The organism is Sediminibacter sp. Hel_I_10, from assembly GCF_000688335.1.
In the GTDB taxonomy this organism is placed as follows: Bacteria; Bacteroidota; Bacteroidia; order Flavobacteriales; family Flavobacteriaceae; genus Psychroserpens.
The window spans coordinates 1,134,931-1,152,654 of sequence record NZ_JHZX01000001.1; the positions used below are offsets into that span (position 1 = coordinate 1,134,931).

The following is a 17,724-nucleotide window of genomic DNA, read 5'->3' on the forward strand; positions in this document are numbered from 1 at the left end:
CTATTAACCACAAAAAGGATTGAAGTTAAAAAACTCCTAAATTATGGCATAACCACTTTTTAAGTGATCCAATTATTTTTACTGTACGCGTGATTACAATGTAAGAAATACAAGCTCAAAACAGTTTAAAGTTGATTTAAGACCTTCATTAAGCCATTTGCTCCAACTCTAAAGTCACTTTTTCCCAATCGCTCATCAATTGTTTCAGCTTTTTCTTTTTGTTTTGATAGGTTGTGAAGAAGTCGCTGTTTGCAACGGTTTTATCATAATTTGTAGCGAGCTCAACATCATCTTTTTTAATATCTTTTTCTAAAGCACTGATCTTAGATTCAATATTACTGATCTTATTATTGAGTGACTTCAATTTCTTTTGATCTTCATAAGAAGACTTTGTGGTTTCTTTTGGAGCTTGTTTATGAACCGTTCGTTTTTCAACTTCTCTCAAATTTTCAACATTGCGCTGCTCTAAATAGAAATCGATGTCTCCTAGATATTGTTTGATTTTTTGATCTTTGAACTCGTAGATCTTATTGGTTAGCCCCTGTAAGAAATCCCTATCGTGAGAAACCACAATCAAGGTGCCCTGAAAACTCTTTAAGGCATCTTTAAGCACATTTTTGGATTTGATGTCTAAGTGGTTGGTAGGCTCATCCATAACCAACACATTTAACGGCTGCAACATTAGTTTTGCCAAGGCCAAACGGTTACGTTCTCCCCCAGATAAAACTTTTACATATTTTTCAGCTTCATCACCACGAAATAGAAATGATCCCAAAATATCACGAACCTTACTCCTATTGGTTTCATTTGCGGCATCAATCATCGTATCTAGTACCGTTTTATTACCGTCCAGATATTCTGCCTGATTCTGTGCGAAGTAGCCTATTTGAACATTATGTCCCAGCTTAAGTTCACCTTCATGTTTAAGCTCGCCCACTATAATTTTAGCCAGCGTAGATTTACCCTGACCGTTTTGGCCAACAAATGCCGTTTTACTATCACGTTCAATTAAAAGACTGACATCTGACAATACCTGATTTTTACCATAGGTTTTCGATATTTTTTCGGCCTCTACAACTACTTTACCAGGTGTAATAGAAATTGGGAAATTTAAGGTCATGACGCTATTGTCATCTTCATCTACCTCAATCCGGTCCATACGGTCCAGCTTTTTGATAAGCGATTGCGCCATTGTGGCTTTACTGGCCTTGGCTCTAAACTTCTCAATCAGTTTTTCGGTTTGCTCTATTTGCTTCTGTTGATTTTTTTGAGAGGCTAATTGTTGCTCTTTTAATTCATTCCGAAGTAATAAAAACTTAGAATATGGTTTTGGGAAATCATAAATTCTACCCAATGAGATTTCAATGGTTCTATTCGTGACATTATCTAAAAACATCTTATCGTGAGAAACAATCACGACAGCACCAGAATAATTTCTTAAAAATCCTTCTAACCAAATAATAGATTCAATATCTAAGTGGTTGGTAGGCTCATCTAACAATAGAATGTCATTGTTTTGAAGTAAGAGCTTGGCAAGCTCAATGCGCATACGCCAGCCACCAGAAAAGGTATCTGTTAACTTCTCAAAATCGCTACGTTTAAAACCTAAACCTTGTAAAATCTTCTCTGTTTCACCTTGATAATTATAACCGCCAATGATTTCGTATTTATGTTGAACATCATTAAGGTCTATCATTAATTGGTTATAACCTTCACTTTCATAATCGGTACGCTCTGCCAACTGCGTATTGATATATTCCATCTTGGCCTCTAGCTCTTTAATTTCTTGAAATGCTTCGTAAGACTCTTCTAAAACAGTCCTCCCCAAAACAAAATCAATATCCTGTTTCAAAAAGCCAATGCTTAAGTTCTTATCAGAAGCTATTTGACCAGAATCTGGCTCAATTTCTTTAGAAAGAATTTTCAGCATGGTTGATTTACCAGCACCGTTTTTGCCAATAAGACCCACACGATCGCCAGGGCTGAGTTTAAATGTGATTTCCTCAAAAAGATAGTCACCTTGAAAGGATATAGAAAGATTATGGACGTTGAGCATAATTGAGTTGAGTTATGGTTAAATTCCTTAACTTCGTATTTTATTACAAAGCGCAAAAGTAATCAAAATTAAATCATGTTTAAAGGCACTAAGATCTATAGTATTTTTACGGGAACTTGCCCAAGATGCCAAGAGGAATCTATGTATAAAACCAAGAACCCTTACGTCCTTACCGATGTACTAAAAATTAACGATACCTGTTCTAAATGTGGACTTCGCTATCGGCTTGAACCTTCCTTTTTTTACGGCTCCATGTATGTCAGTTATGGCGTAGGCATAGCTTTTGCTGTAGCCGCTTTTGTCATAAGCCATTTTATGTTTCAAGCGTCTCTTCTCTATTCTTTTTTTGCAATTATTGTGACTATGATTGCCTTTGGACCTATAATCATGAGAATCTCTCGTAACATCTGGATCAATATGTTTATTGGTTACGATAAAGAAGCCATCAAGAAATTTAGTTCTAAAAAATAATTAGCGGAAGGCTTTAAACCGCTTAAGATTGATCTCCGTATCAAGATCTGTTTGATATTCAATATGATCATAAAGTTGTTGTGCAACGTATGGTGAAATCATCACTCCTCGAGTACCCATACCGTTAAGTATATAGACATTTGCCATACTCGGATGACTTCCAACTAGCGGGCGTCTGTCTTTTGTTGTTGGTCTAATACCTGCAACTTGTTGCACCACTTCAAACTCACAATTAAGTAACGTCTTTAGTTTTAAAACCAATTGTACTTTAGCTGCTTCGGAAATGTTATGAGTTTTATCCTGATGTTCATATGTTGCACCAACCCAATAAAGATCTTCTCCCAAAGGCACAACAAAAACAGATGATTTTAAAATAACCTCCAATTTGAGCGTTGGAGCTTTAACAATCAACATCTCGCCCTTAAGCCCAACTATAGGACTATTAGGCAGCAATGGATTCTCTTTTAAGCCAAAACCCTCTGTAAATACAATGTGCTTTGCTTTAATTGAAGCATATACGACGCCGTGATTAACCGGACTCAGTAAATCATATTGAAACCGCTCTTCCTTTAATCGATGCGTTGATTTTAGAAATAACCGATAGCGCTCCATCAACAATCTAGTATCAATTCTGCCTGAGTGTAACACTTTACCAAAACCATATGGAGCAATAAGTTCTTTCTGATCGTTTTTTAAAATTTCCGAATGCATAAAATCGCATAGCACAGGCTTATCAGAAGCCACAAACCATTCGTTTTGCTCTTCTATTGAAGCAAACTTTCGGTAGACATTGAGCTTGTGATTCAACTTCACCTCGAGGAGGTTTTCTAAATCGTGATAATACGGCATCGCCAATTCCAATTGCGCTTTCGCTTTCCAAACTTGAGTAAAACGTTTTAAGACCACTGGATTATAAATACCTGCTGCAACACTAGAGGATTTTTGAGAATCATCATCAAAAACCACAAATGATTGATCAGCCTTTCTCAACTGCTCGCAAAAAGCAACACCGGCTAATCCACAACCTACAACAATATAATCTACCTCAGTCATTTTAGTATTTGTCTCATGTGAAATTAAGTTTTGTAAAGTCCCAAAGATATACAATGCAAAACGCCCACTCTAAAGTGGGCGTTTAAAAATTATGATTTAGAACGATTTAGTAGTTCCACATATCTTGTTCAAAATTACGAATCTTGTCCTTGATACGATCAGACTCTAAGAGTTGCATCAATGCATTATCTGCGATGTACTCTTTAACTTCACGATCTCCATATACATTTTCTTCTTTATACATGTATCCATTAAAACGTCTTGAATTTAACAAATGGTCAAAAGATAATGGCGCTGCACTATTTTTGTTGTTAAATGCTTTTGCTTCATGCAATACCTGTCTTGCTTCTGGAAAAAATACCCAAAATAATGCATTTGGTGTTTTCATTGACTCATCATCCGAATCTAAAAAGTTAACATCTGGTGCAGCTGGTGCAATACCAAGAATTCTATATTTTAACTCACCATGACGTTTATCAAAATACCAAAGGCCTTTGATTAGGTAAGCACTAATATGAAATGCTTCAATATTTGTGGTGGTGATGTATTCTGGTGAAACAAAACCATCAGCATTCAATTGATCATAACCAATATCTAAAGTATCTACTTTAGTGGTAATGTCTTGAATCTCCTTTTGTGTTCTCTTGGATGAAAAATAAGAATCATTATAAACATTTTCAATTTTTCCTTCTTTTACCGCTTTAATCAATACATGATATAAAGAACGTCTGTTTTTACCAATATTATTGGTATCTACAGGAAAGTATAAAGGAAAGTTGACACGTTCATCTAAAACCACTTTTTCCCAAGTCATTTTAGAAAACAGAATATCTCTATCATCAACGTAACCGTATTCTAAAGGCTTGTCATTATCTAAGGCCAACTGAGCTTCAGTTTTAACACCTACTTCTTGAGGCGTATTGGCATTCAAAATATTTGCCTGAGCGAGCACACCAAAGGTAAGCCCCACACTAGCAACGATTGATAATAAAAATTTATAATTCATCTTTTTCATTTTTAAATTTGGGTTAACTAATACGAAAATGGATTAGTTGGTCAATTCAATCATTAATGGGTTTGCAGGTTTAATTGCAGGTCCATTACTTCTAGACTTAATATCAAATATTTGAACAGTAGAACCACGAGGTGCACTTCTCAATGCAGATTTCGCAGCACCATTTAAACGATCTCCAGATACGGTTACAGATGGCTTACCTTCTACTTTCAACTTAAATCCTGTTACAGTTAATGGTAAATCAAAGTCAAAATCTTCTAATACAGCCTCAATCTTACCAATTTCAACGTTATTTCTTGGCAGTTTTGCAGTTCCAACTTGACCTGCGATTTGACCTGCTGGCTTTGGAATATCCTTGATTCTAAATATGGCTTTGTCACTTACTTTAGAACCATCATCAAGCGTTGCAGAAACATTAATAGCCACTTCTCTTCCTGAAGTTGGAACCATCGTATATTTACCCATTCCTGAACCTTTACGAAGACCAGATCCAGAAGCTGACACCTTGTTATCAGGAACTCCAGCGAAAGATATTGTCATTGGGTTTTCAACCCCACGGTATACGACATTCATTTTGTCTGCAGATATTGTAGCAGAGTTAGGTCTTGGCACTACCACATAGTTTCCTTTAATGGGAATCTCTAATGGCTTACCATCTTCTAAAAATGTGAACGTCCCTTCAATTTTTTGCTCTCCAACAGAACCAACGTTAAAATCTAAACGAGCTGCCCCTGTAGAATCGATTGCATTTTCCAAGTTGATTGATTCACCACCAATACTTAGACCAGTAGGTGTTACATTCGCGTATTTACCTAATACCACTTTACCTTGGAATTTTTCTCCTGCAAAAAACGCAGATTTATCAGCAATTACGATAGCTTGGTAATTTTTTAAAGACACAGCCTCATCTAGTGTGTTTCCTAAAAACACATTGAATAAATTTGCTTCAGTTACTTTCACATCATTCTGCATAGCCGTTAATTGCGTGTAAGATGCAATTGCCGGATAGCCTTTGAAGTGGTAATCTAACCAATCAATTTTTTTACCGTCATTATTAAGCTCTGGTTGAGTACTGAAACGCGCTTCGAAGTTCTCTATAGCACGTGAATACTTAACGTCGTTACCAATAATTTCTTTTACTTTAGACTTGTAACCTTCGATTTTATCCATCACTTCTTGACCTTGTTTTGTCAATCGGTCACCTGTAAACCAAGCTTCATCCAAAATATCGGTTTTATCCATTGCCTGAAAAGGCAATTTTCCTGTTTTAGGATCTACTTCATAACCACCTTTTTTGATGATCTCACTTTTCAACCCTGCTAAGTATTTGAAGAAGTCATCAGAAACGGCACTAATTTGTGTCGCTTTGTCTGCTGCTAATGCAAATTCAGCTGGTTTTTCTTCTGCTTTGGTTTCTAAATTAGCGAGTAACTTTTCGTTCATGTCACTCGTAACTGCGTTGGCCTCATCGAACTTTTCGTCCATTAGCCCAAAAGCCGATAGTACTTCTTTTGACATGTTCATGGCTATCATCGCAATGAATACCAAATACATCAAGTTAATCATTTTCTGCCTTGCAGATAATTTTCCTCCTGCCATTGTAATTCGTTTTTAGTTTTGTTTGATTAATTTATTAATGCGGTTACCTAAAAACCAATTAGCTCTTGTTCATTGCAGTAAGCATTCCACCGTAAACTCCATTTAAAGAAGACAAGTTAGATGCTAAAGCTTTCATTTGTTCTTTAAGCTTAGTTGCGTTTTCTACTGCTTCTTCATTGATAGATGCTTGACGATTAGCGCTATCCATTTGTACTTTATAAAGACTGTTTAATGATTCCATTTGTGCAGCAGCTAAAGACATTTCTTCGCTATATTTCTTTTGAGCAGCCATTGCATCAACAGTTGGGCTGATTCCTTTAGCAGCACCTTCAAAGTTTTTAATGCTTGAGCCTAAGCTCGCCATTAACTCACCGTCAATTTTAGCTTCTCTTAAAAGGTTATCTAATTTTTTAGATAAAAGACCTTCTGCATCTTTTGGCTCCTCTTTTTTAACAATTTTTTTAGTTGTTGTTGCTCCGCCTGCTAATTCTGGATATACTAAAGACCAATCTAAATCTGATTGTTGTCTTTCAAAAGCTGAAATGGTAAATACAATTGCCTCAACAACCATACCTATAGTCAAAATCAACGAACCTCCTGGCCAGTGTTGAATTTTAAATAATGCCCCTAGAATTACGATTGCCGCTCCTAGTCCATAGACCATATTCATTGTTGAAAGTTTTCCTTTTTGTGCCATGTTTTCGTTGTTTTTAGTTTTAATTGATTATTTAGTTAATTGATTAATTAGTTGCTGCGTTTTGGGTAACTTCTGTTCCCAAATAGTCCTGAACAGTTCTAAAACCGATATAGCTTCTTGCTGAGTCAGCGTACTCATAGTCTCTTGAACTTACTTGAAGGAAATAAGCAACATCTTTCCAAGATCCTCCACGAACAACTTTACGCTCGTTATCTGGATCATTTACAGTTGGATTAAAAGAGGCCATGTATTCATAAGATGCCGCATCATAAGATCCTTGCACCCATTCAGACACATTACCTGCCATATTATAAAGATTAAAATCATTTGGCTCGTAAGCATCAGCTTCTACAGTGTACAAAGCTGCATCTGCCGCATAGTCACCACGTAAAGGCTTAAAGTTTGCCATAAAACATCCGCGGTCGTTTTTAGCATAAGGCCCTCCCCATGGAAAAGTTGCGCCTTGCAAACCACCTCTTGCAGCATACTCCCACTCAGCTTCTGATGGTAAACGGTATTGATTGACGTTGTGAACCCCTCTTGATTTTCTATAAGCATTATGGTATAATGTTCTCCATTGACAAAATGCGTTTGCTTGTTTCCAAGAGACACCAACTACAGGATAATCCCCATAAGCATCATGCCAAAAATAATCATTGTGCATAGGCTCATTGTAAGAATATGAAAAGTCACGAATCCAAGCCGTAGTATCAGGATACACCTTTACTTCCTCGGTGATTAACACATCACTCCTCTTTAAATTTCTATCTTTCGCTGCTTTTTTGATATCCATGTATGTGTATTGGAACTTGAATTTATCTACATCCCAAGTACGTTGCCCGTTGTAAGATTCTTCTATAGGCAAATACATGGTGTCCATAACTTCAGCATAATACTCATCAGGATATTCAGAAGTGTCAAAAATCAAATCCACATCGTGGTTCAATTTTCTACCTTCATAACCTGTTGGGCCTAAACCGCTATAGTTATCGTACATGTATTGCTCGTAAACGGTCATGTTCTCTGGATCTGCATCATTAAATGCAAATTCACCAATACCACCATTACCAGGGGTCTCACCAATATCATCAGCAAGAATGGCTAATTTCATTCTTAACGTTGAGTCACGAACCCATTCTACAAACTGACGGTACTCGCTGTTTGTAATTTCCGTTTCGTCCATATAAAAGGCTCTAACGGTTACCGTTCTTGTTGGAGCATCTTGCACACCAGGAAGGTCATCATCGGATTTTCCCATGATAAAAGCACCACCAGGTACAAGTGTCATACCGTATGGTTTTTCGGGATGCCATTGCTTTCCTTTGACTCCTACTAACTGTCCTCTGTCACCAGAGTTACAGCTGACCATAAGCGCCAATACAGCTGTTAATAAAGCAAACTTTTTGAAATTCATAGTAACTCGAGGTTAAATTATTTTTTCGTAATGATAAAAGATAAATAGGTCTTTAATTTTTTTGAGACGGTAAACATATTTATATATTTTTTAATAACCAACTTTTTTTCGGATTATTTTGCACTTAAACCTTTAAAATTAACACTTCGTCGATTAGGGGTGTGTTAAAATGCGATATTCGTAAAATAGTTAGAAACTGTTCTTTTTATATGCCTTATACCAGCGTTCTGGAATCTTCCCATGACTTGCCTCAATATAATCTTCATGGGTACATGGTAATAACGTATGCTTTTTTAATTTATTATTAACATTTGGTAAAAAAGGGATCTCTATCCACCAACGCCCAGATTTTGTGCTCTTGTAAAAAATAAGTTCATCCTCTTCTATAAGCACATTAAACTTTTGATGAGAGTTTCCTGATGAAAAGTCGTCGTCCTTAATTCTACAGTTAACGCCTTCAATAAAATACCAAATAATCTGTGAGATCAACATTGGCGTGGCATCAAGCTCTTTGGTGACTTTGAACTCATAGATACCAAAGGAAGATACTTTATTACTAATTCCTGCATATCTAGAAATAGCACAAATTTCTTTTCCGTCAAAACCGTTAGGCGAATACTTTTGTTTGGCCCCCATCTCTGAAGCTCTAACCGATTTAAGATCTAAGGTCACAATATGGGCATCTCGCATCACGGGCTCCACTAAACTAATCTTATTGGAGACCTCGCCTAATCTATAGGCCTCAAAATAGAGCTTTTCCATCAAATCTATCTCTTCTTGCGAATTGAAATAGGTTTGATAGCCAATTGCTGAATAATTAAAAAGGTTATAAGGCTGCTCTAAGATAATCTTACCCAAAAAGCTATTGTTTTTCATGTCTACAGAGACATCTCCAAGGTCAAAATTGCTATCAACGTTAACAATATTGATCATTGGCGCCATCGTATCGTATGCGCGGTAATTTGCGTAAGTCAAATCTTGACTTCCGCCTAAAATGATAGGAATGATCTTTTTTTCTACTAAAACCGAAATCGTTGTTTTTAAAGCAAAGTAGGTGTCTTCAACAGAAGCCCCTTTACGAATATCTCCTAAGTCGGCAAGTTTTGTATTCCAGTTTCCTGGGAAGAGCGCATAGAGCGACATCCTGATGGTATCGAAGTTAAGATCTTCGCCCATATAGTTGACATCATTACGGTTCTCTAAAACGCCAATAATTGCCATTTGCACGCCATCTAAGTCTGGCATGCCGTTTTGATCTGAGTGAATTTTCATTTTTTTACCAAGCGTCTGCAAAGACAGGAGCTCGTTATGTGCGAGCACCGAATCTGAAACTGGTGATAAAAAATTGAAACTCATAGGCTATTATTTTTTAGTGGTGGTCGATTTCTTTTTAGCTGGTTTTTTCTTTGCCGGTTTCTTTTTGGCAGCCGCTTTTTTCTTAGGCGCCTTCTTCTCTATTTCAGCTTTTGCTTGTTCCAAAGTCATTTCAGAAACATCCACTGTTTTAGGAAGCTCCACCTTTGTTTTTCCTTTGATAATATTATGTCTGCCCCAACGTGCCTTTTCTACCCTAATGCCTTCATCTTCCCAATTGTGGATGACTTTATCTATTTCCTTTTGAATTTTGGTCTCGATCAATTCTACGATATCATCGTCAGAAAGATCATCCCAATCGTATTTCTTGTTCACATTAATGAACATGTTATTCCACTTGATATAAGGACCAAAACGCCCTTTTCCTTTTTGAACAGGTAAATCCTTATACATGTATATAGGAGCATCTGCTTTTTGTTTTTCCTTTATAAGCTCAATGGCCTGATCACGCTCCACGTCAATAGGGTTTGTTCCTTTAGGAAGCGAGACAAACTGCTCTCCAAATTTAACATAAGGACCATATCTACCGTTATTAACCTCTATAGGCTCATCTTCATAAGTACCTAAAGATTTTGGCAATTCAAATAATTGCATGGCCTCTTCGTAAGTAATGCTATTGAGCTGTTGGTCTGGAGATAGACTTGCAAATTGTGGTTTATCTTCATCGTCTACTGTACCTATTTGAACCATAGGCCCAAACTTACCTAAACGCACACTTACCTGTTTGCCTGTTTCCGGATCTTTTCCTAAAACACGTTCTCCAGATTCGCGATCTGCATTTTCCTGTACATCTTGAACTCTTGGATGAAAATCTTTGTAAAAGCTTTTCATCATCTTCTTCCAATCTTCCTTGCCTTCTGCAATTTCGTCAAAATCGGCCTCAACTTTAGCCGTGAAATTATAATCTAAAATTCCGCCAAAATGAGTCACCAAAAAGTCGGTGACGATCATCCCAATATCTGTAGGTACAAGCTTACCTTTATTACTATTTGTTTTTTCGGTAAGTTTGACATCTTTAATTTTTCCTTGCTGAAGGGTTAACTGCGCATAATCGCGTTCTTCCCCTTCATTATCTCCTTTTTCTATATAATTTCTATTCTGAATTGTAGAGATCGTAGGTGCGTAGGTTGACGGACGACCGATACCCAGCTCTTCTAATTGTTTTACCAAAGAAGCCTCTGTAAAACGATATGGTGGTCTTGAGAAACGCTCTGTTGCCGTTATATAGCTATTTAATAAGGTCTCATTCACTTTCATGGCAGGCAACATCCCATCTTGCTCTGCATCTTCATCATCTGTACCCTCGAGATAGACCTTTAAAAAACCTTCAAATTTAATGACTTCACCATTTGCCGTAAAAGTTTCGTCATGAGTTGAGGCTTCAATTCTCACATTAGTTCGCTCTAATTGCGCGTCACTCATTTGAGAAGCAATTGCACGTTTCCAAATCAAATCATATAATCTGGCTTGATCACGTTCTATATTTACACTGTGGTTTTTAAAATCTGTTGGTCTAATCGCCTCATGCGCTTCTTGAGCACCTTTTGATTTACCTTTATAAGTTCTTGGTTTACTAAAATCTTCTCCATAAGCGTGCTCAATTTCTGCTTTAGCGCCATTTCGGGCTTCATCAGAAAGATTAACACTATCGGTTCTCATATAAGTAATCAAACCTGCTTCGTACAGACGCTGTGCGTTGCTCATGGTTCTACCTACAGAATACCCAAGTTTTCTGGATGCCTCCTGTTGCAGTGTAGAGGTTGTAAATGGTGCTGCCGGCGATTTTTTAGCTGGTTTTTTGGTTAAATCTCCAACTTTAAAATCGGCCTTAGCATTTTTTTCTAAAAAGGCATATGCCTCTTCTTTAGATGAAAAGTTCTTCGGAAGTTTGGCTTTAAATGTTTGCCCATCTTCGTTTGAAAATTCCGCATCAATCCTATAGGAAGCCTCTGCTGTAAAGTCTTGGATATCTCTCTCACGCTCTACAATAAGCCTTACTGAGACTGACTGTACGCGACCTGCTGAAAGTCCGCCCTTTACTTTTCTCCATAATACGGGAGACAGCTCATAACCCACAATACGATCTAAGACCCGACGTGCTTGTTGCGCATCTACCAGATCATAATCAATATCTCTTGGGTTTTCGATGGCCTTTTGAATGGCCGTTTTAGTAATTTCATGAAAAACAATACGTTTGGTCTTCGCTTTATCTAAACCTAAAGACTCTGCCAAGTGCCATGCAATAGCCTCTCCTTCTCGATCCTCATCACTTGCCAGCCAAACCATTTCGGCTTTTTTAGCTAAATCCTTCAGTTTTTTGACAACATCTTTTTTGTCTTTCGAAACTTGATATTTAGGATCAAAATTTCCCTCAACATCAACGCCGAGTTCTTTAGACGGCAAGTCTGCAATATGACCAAAACTAGATTCTACTTTGTAATCTTTCCCTAGAAATTTTTCTATGGTTTTGGCTTTTGCTGGTGACTCTACTATGACTAAATTCTTCGGCATACTTGGATTTTTAAAGTCACAAATGTATGCGAAAAAAAAGTTATCTTCCTAATTTAAGTAAAATTGAAACGTGTTTTATCCGATAAAAAAAGACTTTTATCTATTGTAATGCACAAAAAACCAATAAGATTCAGATTTAAAACTTTATAAAAATACCACTCTAGACCTTATTCGTAATTATAGGTTAAGGGCGCCGGAAAGTCTTCAATATTTAATAAAATAGAACTACTGCCCTCAATTTGAAGATTGGTAAGATCAAATATCCGAGTTTGCTCAAAAACAGCTTGGCAAAGCTCTTCGTTAGAAAACACTAATTTGAGGTTGCGTTGCTCAGGAGAAGATTCCATAATATCGCCAGAATCCACAAGCACTGCACTCCAAGTATTCCCATCACAACCACTTGCCGAAAATTCTACATTGAGACAGTTATCTGTAATTTCAGCGCTAATTAAATTGTATGGGCCTGATGTTGCGGTTTCATAATATCCAGGATCTACAACTACAGCCTCACCACAATAACTTTGCACCTCATCATCTTCATCACATTGGGTATTCATAAATAATAAAGTGAAACACAAACCCAACAAAAGGGATTTAGGAAGTTTATTGATCATAGCGCTCTGTCTTTTTTAGTTCTACATTCATGTAGATGTCGAATTTAATAAAAGGTTGCGTAAAATTTTAATTCTTTATAGTTTTTTGACGACTGTTATTCTTCACTTAGAGCTTTATGATTATTGTCACAGGTAAAGTTGTAATTCACACTGCAAAGAAGGCGCTGTTCTAAATAAAATTCAGCTATGACACTTTGTCACAATTATATAATTTATGCTATCTTTGCAAGCCTATTGAAAAGCGTTAGATTTATATTGACAAACACATTTGTGCAGCAAGAATTATGGAGAAAACAATAGATGAAACCAAACAAGGAGAACACTTGGTTTTAGATCAAAAAGAAGGAAACACACGAAAACTATTTATAGAAAGTTATGGCTGTGCTATGAACTTTAGCGATAGCGAAATCGTAGCTTCAATTTTGTCTGATCAAGGCTTTAATACCACACAACATTTAGAGGAAGCCGATTTAGTTCTCGTAAACACCTGCTCTATTAGAGATAAAGCCGAACAGACCGTTAGAAAGCGTTTGGAAAAATACAATGCGGTTAAACGAATCAACCCCAAAATGAAAGTCGGCGTGTTGGGTTGCATGGCAGAGCGCTTAAAAACCAAGTTTCTCGAAGAAGAAAAAATCGTGGATTTAGTTGTAGGCCCCGATGCTTATAAAGACCTGCCCAATCTTTTGGCTGAAGTTGATGAAGGTCGGGACGCCATCAATGTGATTCTCTCTAAAGATGAAACTTATGGGGACATCTCTCCTGTACGACTGAACACCAATGGTGTAAGTGCTTTTGTTTCTATTACCCGTGGTTGTGACAATATGTGCACCTTCTGCGTCGTACCTTTTACAAGAGGACGAGAACGCAGTAGAGACCCGCAAAGTATCATTGAAGAAATCAATGATTTGTGGAACAAAGGGTACAAGGAGATTACACTTTTGGGGCAAAACGTAGACAGTTATTTATGGTATGGTGGCGGACTCAAAAAAGATTTTGAAAAAGCCAGCGATATGCAAAAGGCAACCGCTGTAGGGTTTTCTAGCCTACTCGCCATGTGCGCCGATGCCCACCCAGAAATGCGTATTCGTTTTTCAACAAGCAATCCACAAGATTTAACCTTAGATGTGATTGAGACTATGGCTGCTTATAAAAACATCTGTAAGCACATCCACTTGCCTGTGCAAAGTGGGAGCAATCGTATTCTAAAGGCTATGAATCGTCTTCACACCCGTGAAGAATATTTTGCACTTATTGATAACATTCGTCGCATATTGCCAGAATGCTCTATTAGTCAAGATTTAATTTCTGGTTTTCCCACCGAAACCGAACAAGATCATCAAGACACTTTAAGTCTAATGGATTACGTAAAGTATAATTTTGGTTACATGTTTACCTATTCAGAACGACCAGGCACCATGGCTGAACGAAAATTAGACGATGATGTTCCTGAAGAGGTCAAAAAACGCCGTTTGGCCGAAATTGTACAAAAGCAACGTGAGCACAGTGAAATTAGAACCAAGGCCTATATTAATTCTATAGTAGAGGTATTAATTGAACGCGAGTCTAAAAAATCAAGCAATGAATGGTCCGGTCGCACTTCTCAGAATGTTGTAGCCGTTTTCCCTAAAAAGCACTATAAAGTTGGGGAGTTAGTCAAGGTTAAAATTACCGATTGCACCAGCGCGACCTTGATTGGAGAGGCTATTTAAAATACACTAGTAATTAAAATAAAAGTTTCGCTTTCGCGGAAAACGAACATGGAAAGTATACAAACCATAAAACAACGCTTCGGCATTATAGGGAATGATCCCAAGCTCAACCGCGCCATAGAAAAAGCCATGCAGGTTGCCCCTACTGATATCTCGGTATTGGTTACTGGAGAAAGTGGTGTAGGTAAAGAGAGTATCCCTAAAATTATACACCAATTATCCCACAGAAAACATGGCAAATACATTGCTGTTAACTGTGGTGCTATACCCGAGGGTACGATTGACAGTGAGTTATTTGGTCACGAGAAAGGCGCCTTTACAGGAGCCACCCAAACCAGATCTGGTTACTTTGAAGTAGCAGATGGAGGTACTATTTTTTTAGATGAAGTTGGAGAATTACCCTTAACCACTCAAGTAAGATTATTACGTGTCTTAGAAAACGGAGAGTTTATTAAAGTAGGATCAAGTAAGGTGCAAAGTACAAATGTGCGCATTGTGGCTGCAACTAACGTCAATATGTTTGAGGCCATCCAAAAAGAAAAATTTAGGGAAGATCTTTTTTATAGATTGAGTACAGTAGACATTAATATTCCACCACTTAGGGATAGAAAAGAGGACATTCATTTATTGTTCAGAAAATTTTCGAGTGATTTTGCGCTCAAATATAAAATGCCCACTATAAAACTCACCGATGAAGCCGTGCATTACCTACTAAAGCACCGCTGGAATGGAAACATTAGACAATTGCGCAATGTGGCTGAGCAAATTTCGGTATTAGAACAAGACAGGACCATAGATGCTTCTACATTAAACCATTATTTACCGAGCGGAAGCAATAATCTTCCTGCGGTGGTAAATAATTCAAAATCTGAAGGTGATTTTAGCAATGAGCGTGAGATTCTTTATAAGGTACTTTTTGATATGAAGAGTGATCTTAACGATCTTAAAAAGTTAACCATGGAGCTTATGAAGAGTGGCAACGTGGATGATGTTGAAAAGGACAACGAGAGACTCATTCAAAAAATTTATGGTGATCATAAAAAAGAGAGCTATACTGAAGAATTTGAAGACCTGGAAGTATTATCTATTCCAGAAAAAATTCAACAAGAGGAAGAACAACTTGAAGCCAATGCTAAAGACAAATATCATTTTGCTGAAGAAGTTGAAGAAGAGGAGACTCTCTCCCTGCATGACAAAGAACTTGAGTTGATCAAAAAATCACTAGAACGTCATCAAGGCAAAAGAAAACTAGCAGCTGCAGAACTTGGGATAAGCGAGCGTACCTTGTATAGAAAAATAAAACAATATGATCTTTAAGAGAAGTTTATGAGGTCCTTATTATATTTTAGCATACTGCTATCGTTTATTTGTAAAAATTGTTTGTCATGAAGTTGCTCAAATTCTTATTACTTTTTAGTGTTTTGCCCTTAATTTCGGGATGTGGGCCTTATTCTTTTTCAGGGATTTCGATTGCTCCTGGCACAGAGACCTTTCAAGTCAATTACTTTCAAAACACGGCATCACTTATAGAACCAGGATTTGACAGAGATTTCACCTTGGCGCTACAAGATTTAATCTTAAACCAAACCAACCTTACTTTAACTACTACAAACGGGGATTTAGTTTACGAAGGTGAAATTACCGAATACCGTATTTCTCCAACAACTGCTCAAGCCAACAGTACCGCGGCACAAAACCGATTGACCGTTAGTGTAAATGTTAGGTTTTACGATAAAAACACACCCGATGAAGAATTTGAGCAACGCTTTTCATTTTTTTATGATTATGCCGGCGCCGAATTACTCACAGGAAATTTAAGAGATACAGCACATGAAGAAATTTTTGAGCGTTTAACTCAAGATATATTTAATGCCTCTTTGGCCAAATGGTAATGCAATTTTGAAACCCGAAGAAATCACATATCTACTTCAGCATCCGCAGCACATTAGTAAAGCCCAAACCGCAGAGCTAGAAGAGACACTTAATGATTATCCGTATTTTCAAGCCTTGAGAGCCCTGCATCTTAAAGGTCTAAAATTGAAGCAAAGTTTTAAATACAATCAGGCTCTAAAAACCACCGCTGCCTTTACTACAGATCGTAGCATTCTCTTTGATTATATTACTTCGGAAGCATTTAATCAAAATAATATCTCTCTTAACATAAAGCACAATTCTGAGCATCTTAAGTCTATAGAGGTTAATGAACACGATGATATTTCTATCGACAAGAAAGTCACTTATGATGATGCCCTTAAAGAGCATATAAAAAATAGTGAAGGTGTTCTAGACCCTCATCTCTTTGAGAACAAACCGCTCCCCGAAGTTCCATCTAATGAGCCGCTTTTAAATGTCGATACCCAAAATATTGAAACAACGCCAGAAAAGATACTCAGTCTAGGACAGCCCCTTGATTTCAACAAAAATGAAACGCATTCCTTTGCAGAATGGCTAAAGATCACAAGTTTCAAACCAATTGAAAGAGAAGCTTCATCTAAAGTTTCCGAAGAAGAAGAAAAAGAAGAAAAAGCGTCACAGACCGGCTCCACCGTAGACCAGAAATTTGAGTTAATCAATAAGTTTTTGAAGAGTAACCCCAAAATTGTTCCGTCTAAAGAGAGTCCAAAAATAGATCTTACAAAAGTCTCAAACACCAGTAATGACGAGCTAATGACAGAAACATTGGCACGCATTTACTTAGAACAAAAAAACTATGATAAAGCGATTCAATCTTATAAAATTTTAAGTTTGAAATATCCAGAAAAAAGTGGTTTCTTTGCAGACCAAATTAAGGCGGTAAAACAATTACAAGAAAATAATACCAAGAACTAATGAACACGTTTACAATATTTTTAATCCTAATCGTACTAGTAGCTTTTTTACTAGTGGTTGTTATTATGGTACAAAACCCTAAAGGTGGCGGACTTTCTTCTTCATTTGGTGGAGGCGGCACTCAGCAATTGGGTGGTGTTAAGAAAACAACAGATTTCTTGGATAAAAGTACTTGGGCCTTGGCAACAATGTTATTGGCGTTGATTTTAGCTTCTAACTTTGCAATTCCAGGTGCTGGAGGCGCAACTACAGAGTCTAAAATTATTAATGGTAACGAAACTTCAACGAGCACGCCTGCTCCGGTTTCTACGCCAAGTACTGCAAACGATATTGCCACTCCTGCAGACTCTACAAAATAAAATAACTATTTTTATATCTC

The 17,724-nt window shown here is 37.2% G+C and carries 15 protein-coding genes; 6 read left to right on the top strand and 9 right to left on the bottom strand.

Going from position 1 to position 17,724, the window contains the following annotated elements:
* Positions 1 to 148: 148 nt before the first annotated feature.
* Entirely contained in the window at positions 149 to 2,056 is a 1,908-nt protein-coding gene (locus P176_RS0105040; protein WP_026753676.1) for an ABC-F family ATP-binding cassette domain-containing protein, read from the bottom strand.
* 72 nt (positions 2,057 to 2,128) lie between these two features.
* On the opposite strand from P176_RS0105040, the gene P176_RS0105045 reads away from it, so the two are divergent.
* On the top strand, positions 2,129 to 2,527 hold the full coding sequence (locus tag P176_RS0105045) for a DUF983 domain-containing protein (protein ID WP_026753677.1): 399 nt from the start codon (positions 2,129 to 2,131) through the stop codon (positions 2,525 to 2,527).
* Here the strand turns inward: P176_RS0105045 and P176_RS0105050 are convergent, their stop codons facing one another.
* From P176_RS0105050 to P176_RS0105085, 8 genes are all read right to left on the bottom strand, one after another.
* Complete coding sequence (locus P176_RS0105050) at positions 2,528 to 3,580, bottom strand: FAD-binding oxidoreductase (RefSeq protein ID WP_026753678.1); 1,053 nt, start codon at positions 3,578 to 3,580, stop codon at positions 2,528 to 2,530.
* 106 nt (positions 3,581 to 3,686) lie between these two features.
* Positions 3,687 to 4,586: a gliding motility protein GldN gene (gene gldN, locus P176_RS0105055; RefSeq protein ID WP_026753679.1), complete on the bottom strand. Its 900-nt coding sequence runs from the start codon at positions 4,584 to 4,586 to the stop codon at positions 3,687 to 3,689.
* 42 nt (positions 4,587 to 4,628) lie between these two features.
* The gene (gene gldM, locus P176_RS0105060; protein WP_026753680.1) at positions 4,629 to 6,194 is read right to left on the bottom strand and encodes a gliding motility protein GldM; all 1,566 of its coding nucleotides are present in this window, start codon (positions 6,192 to 6,194) and stop codon (positions 4,629 to 4,631) included.
* A 58-nt stretch (positions 6,195 to 6,252) separates the two neighbouring features.
* On the bottom strand, positions 6,253 to 6,891 hold the full coding sequence (gldL, locus tag P176_RS0105065; RefSeq protein ID WP_026753681.1) for a gliding motility protein GldL: 639 nt from the start codon (positions 6,889 to 6,891) through the stop codon (positions 6,253 to 6,255).
* A 43-nt stretch (positions 6,892 to 6,934) separates the two neighbouring features.
* Positions 6,935 to 8,305, bottom strand: coding sequence for a gliding motility lipoprotein GldK (gene gldK, locus P176_RS0105070; RefSeq protein ID WP_026753682.1), 1,371 nt, complete (start codon positions 8,303 to 8,305; stop codon positions 6,935 to 6,937).
* 189 nt (positions 8,306 to 8,494) lie between these two features.
* Positions 8,495 to 9,661 carry a formimidoylglutamase gene (locus P176_RS0105075; protein ID WP_026753683.1) on the bottom strand — a complete coding sequence of 389 codons (1,167 nt, stop codon included), beginning with the start codon at positions 9,659 to 9,661 and terminating at the stop codon, positions 8,495 to 8,497.
* A 6-nt stretch (positions 9,662 to 9,667) separates the two neighbouring features.
* Complete coding sequence (topA, locus tag P176_RS0105080; protein WP_026753684.1) at positions 9,668 to 12,190, bottom strand: type I DNA topoisomerase; 2,523 nt, start codon at positions 12,188 to 12,190, stop codon at positions 9,668 to 9,670.
* A gap of 167 nt (positions 12,191 to 12,357) precedes the next feature.
* Positions 12,358 to 12,804, bottom strand: a complete 447-nt coding sequence (locus P176_RS0105085) for a hypothetical protein (RefSeq protein ID WP_156032960.1) — start codon at positions 12,802 to 12,804, stop codon at positions 12,358 to 12,360.
* A 284-nt stretch (positions 12,805 to 13,088) separates the two neighbouring features.
* On the opposite strand from P176_RS0105085, the gene miaB reads away from it, so the two are divergent.
* The 5 genes from miaB (at position 13,089) to secG (ending at position 17,704) form a co-directional block, all read left to right on the top strand.
* Positions 13,089 to 14,516, top strand: coding sequence for a tRNA (N6-isopentenyl adenosine(37)-C2)-methylthiotransferase MiaB (gene miaB / locus P176_RS0105090; protein WP_026753686.1), 1,428 nt, complete (start codon positions 13,089 to 13,091; stop codon positions 14,514 to 14,516).
* A 48-nt stretch (positions 14,517 to 14,564) separates the two neighbouring features.
* On the top strand, positions 14,565 to 15,833 hold the full coding sequence (locus P176_RS0105095) for a sigma-54-dependent Fis family transcriptional regulator (RefSeq protein ID WP_026753687.1): 1,269 nt from the start codon (positions 14,565 to 14,567) through the stop codon (positions 15,831 to 15,833).
* Between the two features lie 68 nt (positions 15,834 to 15,901).
* Positions 15,902 to 16,408, top strand: a complete 507-nt coding sequence (locus P176_RS0105100) for an LptE family protein (RefSeq protein WP_026753688.1) — start codon at positions 15,902 to 15,904, stop codon at positions 16,406 to 16,408.
* Positions 16,386 to 17,345: a hypothetical protein gene (locus P176_RS0105105; protein WP_051605405.1), complete on the top strand. Its 960-nt coding sequence runs from the start codon at positions 16,386 to 16,388 to the stop codon at positions 17,343 to 17,345. The genes P176_RS0105100 and P176_RS0105105 overlap by 23 nt, the downstream gene beginning before the upstream one ends.
* Complete coding sequence (gene secG, locus P176_RS0105110; protein WP_026753690.1) at positions 17,345 to 17,704, top strand: preprotein translocase subunit SecG; 360 nt, start codon at positions 17,345 to 17,347, stop codon at positions 17,702 to 17,704. Before P176_RS0105105 ends, secG begins: the two co-directional genes overlap by 1 nt.
* The last annotated feature ends 20 nt before the right edge of the window (positions 17,705 to 17,724 follow it).

Coding starts and splice junctions, on each gene's coding strand:
- P176_RS0105040 (WP_026753676.1), bottom strand. CDS start 2,056: ATGCTCAACGTCCATAATCTTTCTATATCCTTTCAAGGTGACTATCTT.
- P176_RS0105050 (WP_026753678.1), bottom strand. CDS start 3,580: ATGACTGAGGTAGATTATATTGTTGTAGGTTGTGGATTAGCCGGTGTT.
- gldN (WP_026753679.1), bottom strand. CDS start 4,586: ATGAATTATAAATTTTTATTATCAATCGTTGCTAGTGTGGGGCTTACC.
- gldM (WP_026753680.1), bottom strand. CDS start 6,194: ATGGCAGGAGGAAAATTATCTGCAAGGCAGAAAATGATTAACTTGATG.
- gldL (WP_026753681.1), bottom strand. CDS start 6,891: ATGGCACAAAAAGGAAAACTTTCAACAATGAATATGGTCTATGGACTA.
- gldK (WP_026753682.1), bottom strand. CDS start 8,305: ATGAATTTCAAAAAGTTTGCTTTATTAACAGCTGTATTGGCGCTTATG.
- P176_RS0105075 (WP_026753683.1), bottom strand. CDS start 9,661: ATGAGTTTCAATTTTTTATCACCAGTTTCAGATTCGGTGCTCGCACAT.
- topA (WP_026753684.1), bottom strand. CDS start 12,190: ATGCCGAAGAATTTAGTCATAGTAGAGTCACCAGCAAAAGCCAAAACC.
- P176_RS0105085 (WP_156032960.1), bottom strand. CDS start 12,804: ATGATCAATAAACTTCCTAAATCCCTTTTGTTGGGTTTGTGTTTCACT.
- miaB (WP_026753686.1), top strand. CDS start 13,089: ATGGAGAAAACAATAGATGAAACCAAACAAGGAGAACACTTGGTTTTA.
- P176_RS0105095 (WP_026753687.1), top strand. CDS start 14,565: ATGGAAAGTATACAAACCATAAAACAACGCTTCGGCATTATAGGGAAT.
- P176_RS0105100 (WP_026753688.1), top strand. CDS start 15,902: ATGAAGTTGCTCAAATTCTTATTACTTTTTAGTGTTTTGCCCTTAATT.
- P176_RS0105105 (WP_051605405.1), top strand. CDS start 16,386: ATGCCTCTTTGGCCAAATGGTAATGCAATTTTGAAACCCGAAGAAATC.
- secG (WP_026753690.1), top strand. CDS start 17,345: ATGAACACGTTTACAATATTTTTAATCCTAATCGTACTAGTAGCTTTT.